Annotated in this window: 22 protein-coding genes; all 22 read left to right on the top strand. The window is 36.7% G+C overall.

The genetic code is table 11. The features are described 5' to 3' along the window. Positions 1-20 precede the first annotated feature (20 nt). The 22 genes from D8793_RS06675 (at position 21) to essC (ending at position 18,012) form a co-directional block, all read left to right on the top strand. A complete protein-coding gene (locus tag D8793_RS06675) occupies positions 21-440 on the top strand; it encodes a DUF5082 family protein (RefSeq protein WP_125371244.1) in 420 nt (139 codons plus the stop codon). A 14-nt stretch (positions 441-454) separates the two neighbouring features. Continuing rightward, the gene (locus D8793_RS06670) at positions 455-718 is read left to right on the top strand and encodes a hypothetical protein (protein WP_125371243.1); all 264 of its coding nucleotides are present in this window, start codon (positions 455-457) and stop codon (positions 716-718) included. A 23-nt stretch (positions 719-741) separates the two neighbouring features. Continuing rightward, positions 742-1,401, top strand: a complete 660-nt coding sequence (locus D8793_RS06665; protein ID WP_125371242.1) for a DUF4176 domain-containing protein — start codon at positions 742-744, stop codon at positions 1,399-1,401. Next, positions 1,398-2,717, top strand: coding sequence for a T7SS effector LXG polymorphic toxin (locus D8793_RS06660; RefSeq protein ID WP_125371241.1), 1,320 nt, complete (start codon positions 1,398-1,400; stop codon positions 2,715-2,717). Before D8793_RS06665 ends, D8793_RS06660 begins: the two co-directional genes overlap by 4 nt. 21 nt (positions 2,718-2,738) lie before the next feature. Beyond that, a complete protein-coding gene (locus tag D8793_RS06655; RefSeq protein ID WP_125371240.1) occupies positions 2,739-3,389 on the top strand; it encodes a hypothetical protein in 651 nt (216 codons plus the stop codon). A gap of 2 nt (positions 3,390-3,391) precedes the next feature. Then, on the top strand, positions 3,392-3,691 hold the full coding sequence (locus tag D8793_RS06650; protein WP_125371239.1) for a DUF4176 domain-containing protein: 300 nt from the start codon (positions 3,392-3,394) through the stop codon (positions 3,689-3,691). A 101-nt stretch (positions 3,692-3,792) separates the two neighbouring features. Then, positions 3,793-4,521 (top strand): hypothetical protein, encoded by a 729-nt coding sequence (locus D8793_RS06645; protein ID WP_125371288.1) that lies wholly within the window; start codon positions 3,793-3,795, stop codon positions 4,519-4,521. Between the two features lie 158 nt (positions 4,522-4,679). Continuing rightward, positions 4,680-4,994, top strand: a complete 315-nt coding sequence (locus tag D8793_RS06640; protein WP_125371238.1) for a DUF4176 domain-containing protein — start codon at positions 4,680-4,682, stop codon at positions 4,992-4,994. A gap of 119 nt (positions 4,995-5,113) precedes the next feature. Next, positions 5,114-6,556, top strand: a complete 1,443-nt coding sequence (locus D8793_RS06630; protein ID WP_260471093.1) for a T7SS effector LXG polymorphic toxin — start codon at positions 5,114-5,116, stop codon at positions 6,554-6,556. After that, positions 6,556-7,299, top strand: a complete 744-nt coding sequence (locus tag D8793_RS06625; protein WP_125371236.1) for a hypothetical protein — start codon at positions 6,556-6,558, stop codon at positions 7,297-7,299. Before D8793_RS06630 ends, D8793_RS06625 begins: the two co-directional genes overlap by 1 nt. 77 nt (positions 7,300-7,376) lie before the next feature. Beyond that, entirely contained in the window at positions 7,377-7,589 is a 213-nt protein-coding gene (locus D8793_RS06620; protein WP_125371235.1) for a hypothetical protein, read from the top strand. 2 nt (positions 7,590-7,591) lie between these two features. Next, positions 7,592-8,260, top strand: a complete 669-nt coding sequence (locus tag D8793_RS06615) for a hypothetical protein (protein ID WP_125371234.1) — start codon at positions 7,592-7,594, stop codon at positions 8,258-8,260. Positions 8,261-8,299: 39 nt separating this feature from the next. Further along, entirely contained in the window at positions 8,300-8,758 is a 459-nt protein-coding gene (locus D8793_RS06610; protein ID WP_260471092.1) for a hypothetical protein, read from the top strand. Then, the gene (locus D8793_RS06605) at positions 8,758-9,213 is read left to right on the top strand and encodes a DUF5085 family protein (protein WP_125371233.1); all 456 of its coding nucleotides are present in this window, start codon (positions 8,758-8,760) and stop codon (positions 9,211-9,213) included. The genes D8793_RS06610 and D8793_RS06605 overlap by 1 nt, the downstream gene beginning before the upstream one ends. Beyond that, entirely contained in the window at positions 9,213-9,551 is a 339-nt protein-coding gene (locus D8793_RS06600; protein WP_125371232.1) for a hypothetical protein, read from the top strand. The genes D8793_RS06605 and D8793_RS06600 overlap by 1 nt, the downstream gene beginning before the upstream one ends. Positions 9,552-9,693: 142 nt before the next feature. Beyond that, entirely contained in the window at positions 9,694-9,831 is a 138-nt protein-coding gene (locus D8793_RS11890; protein ID WP_185761029.1) for a hypothetical protein, read from the top strand. A gap of 126 nt (positions 9,832-9,957) precedes the next feature. Then, the gene (locus D8793_RS06595; RefSeq protein WP_125371231.1) at positions 9,958-10,626 is read left to right on the top strand and encodes a hypothetical protein; all 669 of its coding nucleotides are present in this window, start codon (positions 9,958-9,960) and stop codon (positions 10,624-10,626) included. Next, positions 10,616-10,933: a DUF4176 domain-containing protein gene (locus D8793_RS06590; RefSeq protein WP_125371230.1), complete on the top strand. Its 318-nt coding sequence runs from the start codon at positions 10,616-10,618 to the stop codon at positions 10,931-10,933. Before D8793_RS06595 ends, D8793_RS06590 begins: the two co-directional genes overlap by 11 nt. Before the next feature lie 875 nt (positions 10,934-11,808). After that, positions 11,809-12,228: a type VII secretion EssA family protein gene (locus D8793_RS06585; RefSeq protein WP_260471157.1), complete on the top strand. Its 420-nt coding sequence runs from the start codon at positions 11,809-11,811 to the stop codon at positions 12,226-12,228. Beyond that, complete coding sequence (locus tag D8793_RS06580) at positions 12,197-12,451, top strand: hypothetical protein (protein ID WP_041826857.1); 255 nt, start codon at positions 12,197-12,199, stop codon at positions 12,449-12,451. Before D8793_RS06585 ends, D8793_RS06580 begins: the two co-directional genes overlap by 32 nt. Then, positions 12,444-13,580 (top strand): type VII secretion protein EssB, encoded by a 1,137-nt coding sequence (gene essB, locus D8793_RS06575; RefSeq protein ID WP_125371228.1) that lies wholly within the window; start codon positions 12,444-12,446, stop codon positions 13,578-13,580. The genes D8793_RS06580 and essB overlap by 8 nt, the downstream gene beginning before the upstream one ends. After that, the gene (essC, locus tag D8793_RS06570; RefSeq protein WP_125383818.1) at positions 13,573-18,012 is read left to right on the top strand and encodes a type VII secretion protein EssC; all 4,440 of its coding nucleotides are present in this window, start codon (positions 13,573-13,575) and stop codon (positions 18,010-18,012) included. Before essB ends, essC begins: the two co-directional genes overlap by 8 nt. Positions 18,013-18,030: the final 18 nt, after the last annotated feature.

The following is an 18,030-nucleotide window of genomic DNA, read 5'->3' as shown; positions in this document are numbered from 1 at the left end:
GTAAATAGAGGAGAATGAACATGTCAGATGCATCTTATTACCAAGAACTAGCTAATCAGGAATCTCAAAATTACAACAATACAATTTCTCAAAAAGCAGCCGTAGATAAAAAGATTGATAGGCTAGAGGAAGCCAAAACATCCTTGTCAACACAGATAAATAATTTTCAAACAGGTATTATAGATGCTTTAGAGAAAGTTAAAGTAGAAGATGAATCCCAGTTTAAAGGGGATCGAAAAACTAAGTACGTAGAAAAGTATGATTCTGCTAATACTGCTGCTACAACCAATAAAGCAAGCCATGAAGCAAATTTAGATAGTATAAATACTGAAATTGCTAATCTTCAAGCTGAATCGGATCGTTTAGCAATAGATGTAAAAACGGCTTATGAAAATATGAATTATTATCAGTCTATGGCAAATTCAGCTAGTTCAGAATAGAGGGTGGGAAGATAATGGCGAATACAGGAACGGATTATGGAGTTTGGACAGGGCTTACTTCTACAGTTAGTACAAGCATCTCTGGCATTTCAGATATGGCAGAGTTAACTTTTTCAGCAACGACAATGACACCTTTTACATCCTTCAATAATGATATTAAGTCATTTAATACAGCAATTAGCAGTCTCAAGACTTTCACGACAACCGATGTAACGCGTATGAATCAGGCGGCTGAGAACAAGGTGACGGATGACCGAAATCAGGCGAATGCCAAATAAAGCGTTAGAAAGGAGCTATGTAAATGAATGAAATAAGTACTTTATACCAAACTTCTTTAGCTCGAGTAGGAGTAGAAGAGGATAAAGGATCTATCTTGGAGCAAGTTGGTCATTCCTTGGTCAGTCAAGGTGATGCTTTCCGTAGACTTCAGTTGGTGCTTCTCAAGAACGAGTCTTTTTATAGTTATAATAGTCTGCTTGGTACATCTGTGACGATGAAGCTTGATTGGGAAAAAGAGGAAGTGACTCTAACTTACTTAGATTCAGAGCTCATTTTGTCAATGGAAGACTTTCGGATTTGGCTAGCCTACACCGATTTGCTCTTGTCTCCCATTCTTCCTTTAGGTACCTTGGTAGAGTTAGATCGCGAGTTGCTTCCAGAAGAGCTGGTGTCTGAGATGGAGAAAGCTAAAGTCCCTTTTATGGCGATGATTATGGGACGCAGACTGCTTTCTGATCCAGATGATCGGGAATATATTGATTATCTAGCCAGCATCTATCCCTATGGTCTAAGGTTAGATGTAGACCCTTTGTTTATACCGAGTTATTTGATTTCACGGGTTATTCAAGAAGGTTACAGCGATACTTTGGATCAAACCTATGTGGACCAGCAGTATCGTAGAGATTACTTTCAGCATAATATCCTTTCTATGACCCATAGTATCGAAGGAGGAGACAGATGAAAATCGATATGAAAGAGGTTTATGAACAAAAGACAGCCTTGTCTAATTCAAAAACCTCGATTGATGCTCAGCTCAAGACGGCTAAGACCTCTTTTGTGAATTTGGTACATTCAGAAAGCCTCAAAGGAGATGTAAAGGGAGCAATCAATGCAAAAATCACTAATCACCAAGTCCCACTATTGACAAATTTTTCAAATGCCTTAGCGGTTATCTTAGCTCAGTACGAGAAGACTATTAAGCAATTTCAATCAACGGTATCAGAGAATGCGGTGGATGCGATTATTGATACGGAATATCTGCAGGGGCTTTTGGATGGTTTTTCTGGTTTGTCTATGAACATTAGTGTTGTGAATCGCGAGACAGAAAGGATTTATAGCTCTATCTCTGACATTATCAGTCTGACAAATCCAGATGCTAGTACAATAACTACTCCTTTGTCAGAAGGTAAGAAGATTTTAACAGATACCAAGACGAATATGGCGAGCTTCAATGGTTGGAAGCGAGGAGATGAGTATAGTAAGGTATTGCAGTCGCAAACCCAAACTTTAGAAAGTCTTTCTACTATGGCGGGTCTTTCATTTACTGATGCGGAAGCCAAGGCATTCTATAGTAGCCAAGATTTCTTAAAGGCAGTTGAGAAAATTTCCACTAAAGCAACCGACTCGACACCAGTGGAACTGTTAGGGTTAGTTTCTAAGACTGTTAATAAAGATTTGGGTAAAATTAAAAAAGATGAGACGCTTCTTAATGCATTAAACTTGATGAAGAAAATATTGACTGTTATAAGCTATTCTTCAACTGTTAATTTGGCTATAGCAGAGGGGATAGCAAGCTATCGAAAAATTAAGAATGGAACATGGTATGGAAAGCCTGTAGCGAGCACTAGAACAGGGTATAAGACTTGGAGACAGGTTAGTGGTGATGTCAGCAGGTTTGATATTGTAAAAAGTGCTAAGCATACGGATGAAATTATTAATGGTACTGGGAAGTTGGTGCGAGGAACAGGCTTCAAAGGCTTTTTAAAGAGTGTTGGTGCTGTTGGAGGTACCCTTGCAGTGCTTGATGGAGGTATTACCTATTTAGAACGAAAAGAGCAATATGGAGAAACTAGTGCTGTTATTGATGGTGTTGCACACACTTCAACAGCTATAGGTGCGATTTATGCTGGAGCTGCTATTGGTAGCATGATTCCTATTCCTGTCGTCGGTACTCTTGCAGGAGCATTTGCTGGGTATGTCGTCAATGCTGCTGCTAATACCGTTTATGATGGATTGGCACACGGAAAATGGGATTGGAGTAACTTTGCTCTATTTTAATATTGCTAGAAAGGATGAAGGATGTTTTTTAGGAAAGTTATTTATATAGGGGAAAGTGATGGTCAGGCTATTTATGTAAATGTAGAAAAGCCAAGAGATCCCTTAGCAGCTCCTAAAAGTAAACTATTGAATACAGAGGCATCGCGTGGCAATCGAAAACAAATCATTTTAATTACATCATTTCTGATTGCTTTTAGTGGTGTGATGCAGCTTTTTCCTGAGACACGATTATTTGGTGGTGTCTATGGTTATGGTACTTTGATTTATTTTCTAACTGTTTGGCTTCTGGAAGGTAGCCTTTTGCTGGTCATAGTAGAGCGAGCCCTTTATAAGAATGTTAAGTTGGCACAGCCAACCAGTAAAGAAAATTTTAGACGGGCAGTTGATACTAATCTTATTTGGGGTAATTTTGGCGATAAGAAGGTTACTCTTGGCAAGAAGATATTCGCTTGGATTTTCACAGTATTTATGGCTTTAATGGGACTGATTGGTCCAATTTTAGTCATATCTATTCTAGTTTTTAATATGATAGGGACACCTATCGGCAGTGAGATTATCACTTTAAGCTTTATGGGCATTTTACCAGCTGTAGCAGTTCTGTTATTATGGCAAAACAATATGGTTCGATGGTTTATGGCTGTTGAAAGATATAGAAAGAAAGGAAAACTTTAAGGATGGACAATAAAATCCTCCCACTCGGAAGTGTGGTTAACTTAAAAGATGGCGATGGAACAGAGCTCCTAATAGTCTCGAGGGCTTCTATTGTTAAGGAACATTTTCGTGAGGTCTATTATGATTACGGTGCTATCCTTATTCCACAAGGTTTCTTATCCCCTGAAGCTGTATATTTCTTTAATAAAGAGAATGTAAAAGAAGTATTATTTAAGGGATATCGAAATAAAGATGAGGAAGCGTTTGAAGAGCATTATGATATGTGGATAGAATCGTCAGATGTCTCTAAAGGAACAATCTAATTTTTTAGCATTAGCCTTGAAATTTAAGTATAGATTTTTGTTTAAAGTCTTCTTTATGTCAATATTATGAGGAGAAAAGAGTGTTCTTTTTCAGACGTCGTATGTATTTTAATCAATATTATGACAAAGCAATTTATTTTGATCGTAAGACTCACGAACTTTTAGAAGCTCCAAAGAGTAAACTATTAGATACAGAGAAATCAAGCAGAATGAATCGGCATATTCCTCTATTAGTTGTTTTCTTTATGTTTAGCGGTGGCGGACTTACTTCCTTCTTTAGTCTATTTTTACAAGGAACTTATAGTATGACTGCTTTTTGGAGTGTTATTATTATCTGGATAGCAGAATTTGCTTTTATCACTATCCTCGTAGAACGAGCCTTGTATAGAAATGTCAGCAGGGCTCAAGTGACTACCCAAACGGTTTGTCTGGTGATTATGGAAAAGTCAGACGAAGCCAAGGACGTGGAGGCAGAGATGGAGATGAGTGAAAAAGATAGCCGCAATGCTACACGCTTGATAAGAGGATTAATTTTTTTAGTCCCCTTAGTTGGATTCTTCTATGCCTATGATTTTATTTTTAATTATCAAGACTTGTTAGGTAATCCTATTGGAGGAGAAATATTTAAAATTATTGCAACTGGACTTTTATTAGGTGTTTCTTTCGTATTATATAATCAGAATAATCTTCCCAAGAGTTTTGATATATTGGATTTATTCCGTGCTGGAAAACTTAGTGTGATATGTAGAGCTGATGACGATCCAGATGTCTATCTAGAAGTGAGCGTTGGATCGGATGGATCTATCGTGACAAAAGAATTAGATAAGTAAAGAAGAAAGTTTTGAGATGCTTTAAGATATAAAATATAGAGATTAATTTTTGTTTTAAAGTCAAGAGATGCAATAGTGTTCTTTTGACTTCTAGTGAATATTGTTGAACTTTATTGCGTTAAGTAATGCAGAAAAATTAGAAAAACAAGGAGAGTAAAATGACAGATAAAATTTTACCTTTGGGTTCAGTTGTAACCCTCAAAAATGGTGATGATACAGAAGTGATGATTGTCTCACGAGCTAGTGTCATCGAAGTGGAAGATGGTCAAGGAGGGACTAAGAGTGTCTATTTTGACTACGGATCAGTAGTTATTCCGAACGGGATGCAGACACCAGACAATTTGTTCTTTTTCAATAGAGAAAATGTCAAAGAAGTTCTATTTGAGGGATATAGAAACGAAGATGAGAAGGCTTTTGAAGAGCATTACGATACTTGGATGAAGTCAGCAGAAGTTCCAAAAGGATCTATTTAAATAATGATGTGAGAAGAATCGCTATAATATAGCGATTTTTTTAGTTATCGGCTTCCAGATTCATGGTATAATTAAAGAGTGGGTGGCTTTGTTTTTCTATGCAACATAGGAAAGGTAGATTGAAAGAGGTTTATGAACAGAAGACAGCCTTGTCTAATTCAAAAACCTCGATTGATGCTCAGCTCAAGACGGCTAAGACCTCTTTTGTGAATTTGGTACATTCAGAAAGTCTCAAAGGAGATGTTAAGGGAGCAATCAATGCAAAAATCACGAATCACCAAGTTCCACTATTGACAAATTTTACGAATGCCTTAGCGGTTCTCTTAGCTCAGTACGAGAAGACCATTAAGCAATTTCAATCAACGGTATCAGAGAATGCGGTGGATGCGATTATTGATACGGAATATCTGCAGGGGCTTTTGGATGGCTTTTCAGATTTGGAGACCAATATTAGTACAGTGGATAAAGCAACTGCAAATATCTATAGCTCTATCTCTGATATTATCAGTCTGACGAATCCAGATGCTAGTACAATAACTACTCCTTTGTCAGAAGGTAAGAAGATTTTAACAGATACCAAGACGAATATGGCGAGCTTCAATGGTTGGAAGCGAGGAGATGAGTTTGATAAAGTGATGACGATGCAAACTCAGAGTCTAGAAAATCTTGATAAATTCAAAAGTAGTGATTTTAATTCAAAAGATGCCAAAGCATTTTATAACGATAAAGATTTTGTTCAAGATGTTAAGAAAATCACTGAAAATGTCAATTCTTCAACTCCTTTGGGCTTGCTGACGAGTATTAGCAAACTAGTAATTACGCTAAATAAATGGGAAAAAAGAGGAACTAAGTTTGTTAAAGCAGTAATTACTTATTTAAAAGAAATAAAATATATCAACGGCAGAAAAATTATCGTTGACAGCAAGGGTCGTGTTCAAATTGGTTCAAAACGTCAGAACCTCTATAGCCGAAACAATGATAAGGTATATAAGAGAGGAAAAGAATTTCAAACTCAGACTAAACAGTCTGATATTCGCAAGACCAATATCGGTAGAGGTGTTAAGATGACCGGTTGGAAAAATGCTTGGGCCGATGCCAGAAAGTCTGGAGCTGCTGCAGCGAAGGATTCATTTAAATCTGGTTTGAATCCTTTTAGTGACTTCAAAGGCTTTAAGGAAGCAAGCAAATGGGCTAAAGGTGGAAAATTTTTGGGAGCTGCAGGTTCTATTTCATCAATTGTAATGAATTTCAAAGAATCTTTCTTTGATGATGAAACCTCTACAACAGGTCAAAAACTCCGGAACTTTGCAGTGAATCAGACTGTAGATACAGTTTCTAGTGCAGGAGCAGCATATGCAGGTGCAGCTATTGGCACGATGATTGGTGGTCCTCTTGGCACGGTTATTGGTGCTGGAGCTGGTATAGCTATTTCAGCGTTCTTAGACTATAAATGGGGAGGCGAAAAAGGTAGTTCTATTAAGGATATGACTAAAGATGCGTTAAAGGGGGCAACAAATGCCATCGGTGATGGTTTTAAAACGGTAGCAGGGTGGTTTAGCTAATGGTAAAAAACAAAAAGAAAAATAGAACAGAGAATTCTGCCTATCTAAATGAACGCTATCACGGACCTCTAATAACCAATGAAGTTGTTTTAGGATATATCAAGATCTATCCATGGATCAATTTGTTTTTTTCAATTCTTTTAGTTGGAATTGGACTAAAAGGTTGGTATAGCGATTATTATGGTGTGATTAGAGGTGTTTTTACAACTTGTGTCGTGATTAACCTCTTGGGCATAATTTTGTCATTTTTCCATGATTTGATCAATCAGTTCAAATCTTTAACCTATATTTTAATTGCTTTAGTCGTGGGAACTAACATACTGTGGCTAGATTTTATTGGGATGACATCATTTTTGTCAAAGAATAATTCTACTGTCCCAGCTGATTTTTCATCAGAAAAGGTGCTGTTTTATACGATTCCGTTAATCTTTTTATTCATTTTCTCCACTGCACTTTATTCATGGTACTATCTTCCTAAAAATCAGGGGAAAATCTGGGCATTCAACCGGTGGGAGACATATGGTGGCAAGGAAAAAGGTAAAAAGCAAGAACGACTGTTCAACTTTGGAGTTGCTTTTGTAGCTGTCATGCTAGTCCCAGCAATTCTTACTGGTTACATTGAGAATGTCTTTGGTATTTCATTTGGGATTCTGATAACAGTGACTCTTCCAGCAGTTATGGTAGATGCAGTTTATGCAGCAATTTATATAAGGAAGCATCCTGATTATGATGAATTAAATTAAAAAATGAATAATAAACTAGAAAGAAAAGAAGTCATGATGAAACCTCTACAACAGGTCAAAAAATCCGGAACTTTGCAGTGAATCAGACTGTAGATACAGTTTCTAGTGCAGGCGCAGCTTATGCTAGTGCGGCAATCGGCACGATGATTGGTGGTCCTATTGGTACAGTTGTTGGTGCTGGACTTGGGATGGCATTTTCTTGGGCTATGAATTTTAAAGTTGGCAAATCAGACGATAGTTCCCTCACTGGATGGGCTAAATCGGGCTTAAAGAAATTATTTGGAGGATAAGTATGTACGAAGAACGTTACCACGGCCCTTTGATTACAAATGGGGTTAGTTTAGGCTATATCAAACTTCTACCTTGGATTACACTAGCAGTCTCTTTTATGGGTTTTTTTGGTACGACCTATATCGATCATATTGGCATTTATAAAATCTTGTTCATTATTTGCATGTTTATTAGTGGTGTAGCAATCCCACTCTCTTTCTTTGATCGTTTTATTTTGAGATTTAAGAGTTTTATCTATCTTTTTGTTTCCATACTTGTTTTGATTTTAAACGTTGACTTTACTTTTATAGGCTTGATTATGCTAGTTGGTAATGACGGGATCTATTCAGTCTGGGCACTTATTTACAATCTCGTTGCTCTATGTATCTTGCTTTTTTCTACTGGTCTCTACTCCTGGTATTATCTTCCTAAAAATCAGGGGAAAATCTGGGCTTTCAACCGATGGGAGACTTATGGTGGTAAAGACAATGACAAGAAGCAAGAGAGATTGTTTAATTTTGGAGTTGCTTTTGTAGCTGTCATGTTAGCCCCAGCAATTCTTACTGGTTACATTGAGAATGTCTTTGGTGTTTTCTTGGGAATCTTGATGAACTTCGTTTTCCCAGCTCTCATAGTGGATGGAGTTCAGGCAGCACGCTATGTACGCAAACACCCAGAATATGAAGAGTAGGATTAATAATTGAAGAACAAACTAGAAAGAAAAGAAGTCATGATGAAAACAAGACCGAAAAAGTTAGTGCTTCACCAACTTTATGGCTATGAAGAAAAAAATTTGCTAGATATTCCAGTGGAATTACTTTGTCAAGAAATCTATCCTTTATGTTGGGAATTTATAGAAGATATGCTGGATCTTGTGTATTCAGATGGACCGGTATGCTTTAAAAGTTATCCTTTTTCTGATCGGAATCACTTCTCAATTTTCTCAACATTTGGGAATGAAATAAATCCTACAGGTAACTATGACGGACCAATTCTTTTTGAAGAAAAGGTTTTAGTAAGTAGTGATGACTTTGCGACATTTTCTTCGGGGAGTCTAGGAGACTATTATGATACTTTGGCTATCAAATATGCAGATAAAGAATTGGAAACCTTAGCAGTGTACCACGTACTTTATCATCCTGGTAGCGAAATTAGAGTTGACGCATACAGTAGTTGGGAGGTAGATTAATGGACTATGTGGTGGCAGAAGGAGTGACAAACGAAGCCGTTTTTGAGGCTCGCAATGTTATAAAAAAACGTGCCAGCTTTCATGTAAGTCAGATGCAAAATGAACTAGATGCATTTATGACAGCAATTGAAAAAGCAGGCGGGCATCCCGATGGACCAATTGTCTATAGCTTGAACAATGTTCCTGAAGATGGAAATATGGATGTAGAGTTTCTACTTCCATTGCAAGAGGAATATTTGGAAGTAGAGGGAATGCGTTTTTCAACCTATTTTGAAATTAATAATGTTTTAATGGTTTCATTAGATCATGATTATGAAGAATTAACGAAAGAAGCTTATGCGCGTTTACTATGGACATTGGAACAGAATGACCAAGAACTAAATACCCCTTTTTATCATATCTTACAGACTGAGGGTGCAGGTCGTGTAACTGTATTGATTGGTTATGCGTACTAATGAATGAAACAAGTGCTTTATACCAAACTTCTTTAGCTCGAGTAGGAGTAGAAGAGGATAAAGGCTCTATCTTGGAGCAAGTTGGTCATTCTTTGGTCAGTCAAGGTGATGCTTTCCGTAGACTTCAGTTGGTGCTTCTCAAGAACGAGTCTTTTTATAGTTACAATAGTCTGCTTGGTACATCTGTGACGATGAAGCTTGATTGGGAAAAAGAGGAAGTGACTCTAACTTACTTAGATTCAGAGCTCATTTTGTCAATGGAAGACTTTCGATATATGGAAATCTATGAAGACTGGGGAAAAGGTCTGGATATACAGAAAATGAGAGTCGAGGATTGAGTTCAGTAATTTCAATTACGATTTACTATAAATGAGGAATCGCTTTAAATAATGAAGCGATTTTTTAGTTATCGGCTTCTAGATTCATGGTATAATTAAGAGTGGATGACTTTGTTTTTCTATGCAACATAGGAAAGGTAGATTGAAAGAGGTTTATGAACAAAAGACAGCCTTGTCTAATTCAAAAACCTCGATTGATGCTCAGCTCAAGACGGCTAAGACCTCTTTTGTGAAATTGATACATTTCCAGCTGTGGGTACTGTTGCGGGTTCTATGGTAGGTAGTTTTATAGGAGGTAAGATCTCAGAAGGAATTAATCATGTATGGGATAAGTTTTCACATGGAGAGTGGAAGCTGCCTAAGCTAGGGTGATAGAATTTGGATGAGTAATTAGAAAGAGGTTAGAATGTTTTTTCTTAGACGTCGTCGAGTGTTTATAGGCGAATGTGATGGTCAGGCGGTCTATTATGACCAGCAGACTGGAGAGGCTTTGGCCGCTCCAAAGAGTACCCTGCTCAATACGGAAGGTGCGCGTGAAATCAGTGCCTACATTTCTGAATTAGTTATTTTTCTAATAGCAGGTGGGCCTATTGCCTTTGGATTCTTTGCAGCCCTGTCTATTGGTGTCTATAACTGGACCAGTTTGACCTATATTCTACTATCTTGGTTGGCTGAATTTTTGCTTTTGGTTTGTATTCTTGAGCGAGGGCTTTATAAAAATGTTCGCAAGGCTGTTCCGACAACAGAGAAGGTGTTTTACTATGCAGCTTCCCATAATTTGATGGTGAGGGGGGACGATTTCGAACCAGCTAAGGAATCTGCGACAGCCTGCCGAATTGTTCGATGGATCCTTGTGCTTATGAATTTATATTCTATATATGTTATTTATAGTTATATCCAGTTATTTGGTCAGCCTATTGAGGATAACTATGACTTTTGGGGGATGGGGATAATCTGGTGTACAATAATATACTTTTATAACCAAAGTAACCCAGTTCGTTTTGTGAAGATTATGAAGCTATACAGTCAAGGGAAAGTACGTTTTAAGGAAGAAGGAGAAGAAGATGACAGATAAAATTTTACCTTTGGGTTCAGTTGTAACCCTCAAAAATGGTGATAATACAGAAGTAATGATTGTTTCACGAGCTAGTGTCATCGAAGTGGAAGATGGTCAAGGAGGGACTAAGAGTGTCTACTTTGACTACGGATCAGTAGTTATTCCGAACGGGATGCAGACACCAGATAATTTATTCTTTTTCAATAGAGAAAATGTCAAAGAAGTTTTATTTGAAGGATATAGAAACGAAGATGAGAAGGCTTTTGAAGAGCATTACGATACTTGGATGAAGTCAGCAGAAGTTCCAAAAGGATCTATTAAATAATGATATGAGAAGAATCGCTATATTAAAGCGCTTCTTCTCTTTTTCTGTCTCTTTTGTTAAGTGGCTAGAAAGATGTTAGATGTAGCCAGTTTTTTGATAATAAAATGGGGCAATAATATATAGAATGCACACGAGGCTTTGTTTAGTATTAAGAAACTCTTGATAATACTGGATGGAGGCTAGTCAAGCTAATAATACGGTCTTTTAATGGCAATTATATCGAGATTAGATTTTTAGATTCAGCTTATAGTAGGGAATGTAGCGGTTCTTTTTCTAGTATTAACAGTATAAAATATGAACAATGGGTTCATTTTTAAAACTTACCATAATTTTCGGATAGTTAGAAGAGTATAAGACCTATATAAATATTTCAAGTCAAGAGTACTATAGTAAACAATATTATAAAAAGTGGATCTGGAGTGATTGGCCACAAGGAAAAGTAAAGAATTTTGACCATTGGGTATTGTATATCTAAAGAAACTAAGGTAGCTTGTTTAGATATTTGCTAAAAATAGCAGGGAGGTGCCAAAAAAGATAAAGTAAAAATCACATGTTTGAATGGCGTCTAAATAAATTTGGGTGCGATATATTATCTATTAGAACGAAATAATGAGATCCTTACACATCTGTTTAAGGGTTTGAATATTGATCCGATTCATGCTAAAATAAAACTAGTCTTTGAGTGAGACTAAATAGGAAATACATTAAAGATATTTGCGATAGGTCAATGCTATTAATGAATATTTGTAACGTATTTATTTGCAGAAGACAGCTGTCTCTCTTAGTTTCTTAAGTTAGAAAGTAGGGCTTGTATCTTGAAGCGATTATACCAAATTATAGCATTATTTTTATTATTTTTATTTACAGGTGGTACTGTGTATGCTAAAGATGGCGAACTAGACTTAAAAACAGATTCGATGACGCAAAAGAAACAGCGTTCTCAAGGAAATGAGATCGAGCATATGTATGCACCAAATCTATTCATGGATAGGATAGAACAAGAAGCAATAAAATCTAAAACGGATGCTCAGGAAATGCTCAAAACTGCAAATCGAGTTAATTTCAGCAAAGCAGAAATTTTGAGTGGCGATGGACTAGATTTTAAGGCGTATCGCCAAGCTCTTTTTAAGAATTATCAAGTCTCTGACAGTATCATCGTAGATAAAGAGGAATCGGGCGACATGATGATATGGACAGTCTTTGGGGCAATATCATTTGTTACAATCATGCTTTTAATTGGAATTTATTTAGGAAGGAATTTTCATGGAGGAAGAATATTTAAACGCAACCATTAGATACAAAGATAAGGAAATAGATATTCGCTTTTCCAAATTATTATCTCTACAGAAAGTTAAGATGTTAATTTGCCTAAATAATCTAGATAAAGCGTTGTCTATTATTCCCTCGAATTGGCATTTAGAGATTCAGGGAAAACTTCTGAGAATAGAGCAACATCGAGCTTTAAAAGAATATCCGCTAGGAGATGGCGATGTATTGGAGGTAATCATAAATGAGTGATAAAATCGAAATTAAATACAGTAAGGAAAAGGTCAAGGTTATTTTACCAGCAAGTCACTTTTCTCGTCAAAAATTATCTACTATAGAAAATTATATGGATGCCACTGTGACATTAGAAGATAGTGGTTCTTTATCACTGATTTATGACAAACCAAAATATTCTTATAGTCTTAAAGATTGTATCACAGAAGAGATGTCAGAAGTGAAACGTTTGGAATTGGCTCAAAAGATGGAATCTTTAACATTCTCTGAGCATCATTTTAAAGTTCCTTATATACATCCGAAAAATATATTTTTACAAGGAAGTGTTGTTAAGATCCTTCATTATGGTTTAGAAGGAATTATGAGTCCGATTCCGTATACCTTAGAAACTTTTCTAATGAGTTATAAGGCCTTAATTGTTTCTATATTGCGACCGAAACTTGATTTTGACTTACTGATAAATGGTGTAGCTGCAATAGGAGATTCGTTAATACAGGATATAGCCGCATGTGAGACATATGATGAGGTAGTAAAATACGTTAACGAAGCTTATGACAAAGCTTACCAAGAAGAAAAGAAAACAAAGATGGTTGTTTCGAAACGTAGCTGGCATATTTTTTCTATTGGAATGGGAATTTTTTGCGCAGCAAGCATTGCTTTGGGGACTTTTGCAGCCTACTTTTATTTTTGGTCTGTTCCTGTTCAGCGAGCGACAATAAATGCTCAAAGCCATTTTATTTCTAAACACTATGACGATGTGGCAGATGATTTACAAAAGTTTCAAGTAGGTCGTTTAGGTAAAGAAGCAAAGTATGTCTTAGCATCTTCCTATGTTCATTTAGATGATCTATCTGAAAATCAGAAAGCAAGTGTTTTAAATACAATTACACCCTCCAGTGAGGATAACCTCTTGGAGTATTGGATTTATCTTGGAAGGGGAAACTATAAAAAATCTTTAGATTTGGCTCAGAATATTGGAGATGATCAGTTGACTCTGCATGCTTATACAAATCTATATGAGCAAGTTCGTGAAGATAAAAATATGAAGGGTGCTGATAAGCAAAAGAAATTAAGCGAGTATCGTAAAGAGATTGAGAAACTCTCGAAAAAACTTGGGGTAAAAGTAGGTGAAGAAAAAGATGAGTAGAGATGATAAAAGTTTTTTTCACAACACAGAAAAGAATCTAGTTTCTGGTAAAATGTTAGGTCAACTCAAAGTAGTCATTTTTTCTGAACGCCTATCGATACTCACGTTTATGGAAGGAACGAATGCTGAGGAGCAGGGGTTCTCTTTCTACATGAAGGATGGCAATATATACGCTGACGAAAAAGAGTTGATGATGGGAAAAAATACCATTGAAAATAAGACTGTTTTTGTTATTGAAGAAGAAAGAAACATATTTGTCAGTTACATTTCTCCTCCAAACGAAGATTTTATTATTTCAAAAGATCAAGAAGCAAATCTCCTCATTTGCTCGAAAGCTTATATTCTGTTTTCCAACGGAAAGGTTTATCTCTATCCAAATGACAGTGTATGTTATTTGAATGAGCGCTTGATTTCTTCTGATATTATTTCTGAGTTTAAACAGGGAGATAGTATTTTTATAGAAAATTACTTTATAGAGTTTTTGGACAATCAATGGCAGATTTCGTCTTTCTTTGAAAAAGCAATTTTCAATAGTCAAACTGTCCTGTTACAAGAAAGAAAATCAATTTATCAATCTAATTTTCCAGTCTATCGGCGTAGTCCTCGAGTACTTCCTACGATATATGATAAACGTCAGAGGATAGAAAAACCAAAAAATCCTCCAACGAAACCAAAGAATGCTATTTGGCGTGCAATTGTTCCTCCTCTAGGTATGTTTGCTCTTTCTGGGCTAGTAGTAGTTTTAATGGGACGAAATGCGATTATGATGTTGAGCATGGGGGGGATGAGTGTTCTCACTGCTGCATTTTCAATTACGAGCTATTTTACTGATAAAAAAGAGTATAAACAAAAGAAGATAACAAGGCTCGAAGATTACGAGGCGTATCTATTACAGCAAGTATCTACCTTACATAAGCACTACATAGAGGAACGGAACATTCTTTTCTATCAGCAACCCAATATTGAAACTCTGATTGAAATGATTATGCGTTATGATGAACGTCTTTATGAGCGTCTGCCTTTTAATGAAGATTTTATGACTGTCTCGCTTGGTTTGGGAGATATTGATAGTCAGCTTCAAATTGATTACCAAACAGACTTTTTAACTAAGGACAAGCTAACAATTTTTTCTCAAGATTTGCTAAAGACTTATGAGAAACAAAAGAGTGTTCCTGTTACAACAACGCTTACCCAAAATATCATTGGACTCGTCGCTCAACATGATATAGGTCAGCTATTTCTCCAGCAACTTTTATTGCAGATTGCGGCTTTTCATTCTTATCATGATGTAATATTTGTTAATTTGACTTCGCAGGAAGATTATGATCAAATTTGGAAGAAATGGAGATTTCTACCTCATTTTCTGTTACCAATGATTAATGTTCGTGGTTTTGTACATGATGATCGTACGAAAGATGCAGTACTTACCAGTCTTTATCAGGTTTTACAGTCTCGTTTTCAAGAAAAGGATCAGAAGGAAAGAACTTATTTACCTCAGATTGTCATTGTTATTTCAGATGATCGCTTGTTGTCTGGTCATGCTATCAATGAAAGTCTTTCGCGATCAGATTTGGCTTCTTTTGGCGTAACTGTTATTTGGGTGAAAGAAAGTCGCCGTCAATTACCTGAGACGGTAACAACGCTTATCGATTTGAGGAGTAGAGATACAGCAACTTTAATCAATAATAGAGGAATATATGTAAACCAAGCCTTTACTCCGTATCCATTAGTAGATAATTATGAAGGTGCTGTACGTAGATTAAGTAACCTAATTCATGAGGAGACTCAGAAAAATGCTCTTCCAGATGCGATTACATTTTTAGAGTTATATAATGCAGAGCAAGTTGAGGACTTAAATATTTCCAGTCGATGGGCACGAGGAGATACATCTAAGAGTCTTGCAGTTCCACTTGGGGTTCGAGGAAAAGATGATATTGTCTACCTGAACTTACACGAACGCGCTCACGGCCCTCACGGTCTCGTTGCTGGAACAACGGGATCTGGGAAGTCAGAAATATTACAATCTTACATTTTATCGTTAGCATTAAACTTTAGCCCAGAGGATATCGGTTTTCTCCCAATAGACTTTAAAGGTGGTGGTATGGCAAATTTATTCAAAGATTTGCCACATTTGATGGGTGTTATCACCAACTTAGATGGGGCAGGGATCCAGCGTGCTCTGGCTTCCATTAAAGCAGAATTACAAAAGCGTCAGCGTCTATTTGGTAGATTTGGAGTCAACCATATTAATGGATATACAAAATTATACAAGGAAGGTCGTACAGGGATAGAGGGAGATTTTCCTACAGAGCCACTCCCACATCTATTTTTAATTTCAGATGAATTTGCTGAGTTAAAGCAAAATGAACCAGAGTTTATGACAGAACTTGTGACAGCGGCTCGTATTGGTCGTTCCCTAGGGATCCATTTGATTCTAGCTACTCAGAAGCCTTCAGGTGTTGTTAATGATCAAATTTGGTCTAATTCACGATTTAAGCTGGCGCTAAAAGTCGCGGAAAAAGCAGATTCGAATGAAATCATAAAGACACCAGATGCTGCAAGCATTACACAGCCAGGTCGAGCTTATTTGCAAGTTGGGAATAATGAGATATATGAACTATTCCAATCGGCATGGAGTGGGGCACGTTATGCACCGAAAGCGAAAGCAAGTACTGAAGAAGTTGATAATAGACTTTGGGTAATTAATGAGCTAGGACAATATGAGCTTGCGACTACAGATTTGTCTTATCTAGACGAAGAGATGGTTAGTAGGGATGCTGATAATGATGAGACTGAATTGGATGCTGTTGTAGATTATATTGCACAGTATGCAAAAAGTGTGAATCTCTGTATGCCAACTAAACCATGGCTACCTCCACTTAATGAGGATATTCCTTCTCCGATTTTAACTGCAAATTGGGGGGATAAAAAACTTCACAAAGCTCCTTTTGCTTTAATGGATATTCCTTCGGAACAGGATCAGCGGATGCTAGAGTTCGATTTAGAAGAATTTAGTCACAGTATCATTTATGCTTCCCCAGGATTCGGAAAGTCACAAGCGCTTCAAACCTTAGTCATGAATTTTGCTAGACTTAATAAACCAGATCAAATACATTTTAATTTATTTGATTTTGGAACGAATGGACTATTCCCTCTGAAAGGATTACCACATGTGGCAGATATTGCTACATTAGATGATGCAGAAAAACTAATAAAGTTCCTTAAAAGTTTACAAAAGGAAATACAAAAACGACGGGATTTATTGGCTGAATATGGAGTCACTTCTATTGAACAGTATGAGCAGAAGACAGGGCAATCTTTACCATTTATTTTGAATATTGTTGACTCTTATGATACTGTGCGTGATCATCCGCTTGAAAGTTCTGTTGAATCTGCTTTTCATCAGGTACTGCGTGAAGGAGCGAGCCTAGGTATTTATTTGATAGCAACAGTTCTCCGAAATACTAGTATGAAATTAAGTATGCGAAGTAATTTTGCTACACAGTTTGTTCTATATTTGGTAGATAAGGACTCCAAAAAAGATCTTATTGGTTTTGATGCTCTGGCTGATCAAGTTGTTCCAGGTCGCGGTCAGATTAGATTTGAGGAACCAATTCGTTTTCAAGTATACCTTGCAACGGAAGGGGGTTCAAATCTTGAGAGACTGCAGAGTTTAGAAAACGCTATTGAATCAATGGACAAGTCATGGAATGGCTCTAGACCCGAAGCTATCCCGATGCTGGCTAATGAGATTACATTTGAGGAATTTGAAAATGATGTAGCTGTTCAAGAAGAACGGGAGAGATTCAATATTCCAATTGGTTATGATAAAGAAACAACAATGATTCGCTCTATTGAACCAATGAATTATGACTTTATTCTTCTCATGGATGACACTCCTTCTCAAACATATAGTATTGAACGAGCAATATTGTCAGCTTTTTCAGAGTTTTCTGGGAAAATGGACCGTGTAGTAGTTGATACAGATGGACGTTTTGCTGGTATGAATGAATATTTTGACACTAGAATTGATGAGGCGAATATTAGCCAATTCCTTGGTGAACTCTTAGGAATCATCCAATCTGGTAAGCGTAGAGAGCAACCAATGTTTGTTTATCTTCCAGATATACACTTAACTGGAGATAAGATTGTGTTGACGGATAAAGATGTAAATACTTTGTTCACCAAATCTTCGGTAGTTAACATCCATTTAATTTTCCATGGTTATCAAAGTAGTGTAGTTAGTAAATTTACACCATTCTTCAAGCGACTTCGACAAAATGTTCCGATGGGAACGTTTGGTACTACCTTTAATGAACAAAAGGTCGTACCAGGTCGTACTCAATACAATGAACCTTTGGTGGAACTTAATGAAACACAGTTCTTCGTTGGTAGAAGTGTTCATCGCCTGAGAATAGCGCAAGATAAGTAGTTACAAAAAGTTTTCATA

Source organism: Streptococcus cristatus (assembly GCF_003943465.1).
GTDB classification, from domain to species: domain Bacteria; phylum Bacillota; class Bacilli; order Lactobacillales; family Streptococcaceae; genus Streptococcus; species Streptococcus cristatus_C.
Note: the sequence above shows the minus strand (reverse complement) of the source record. Positions and strands in the feature narration are given on the sequence as shown.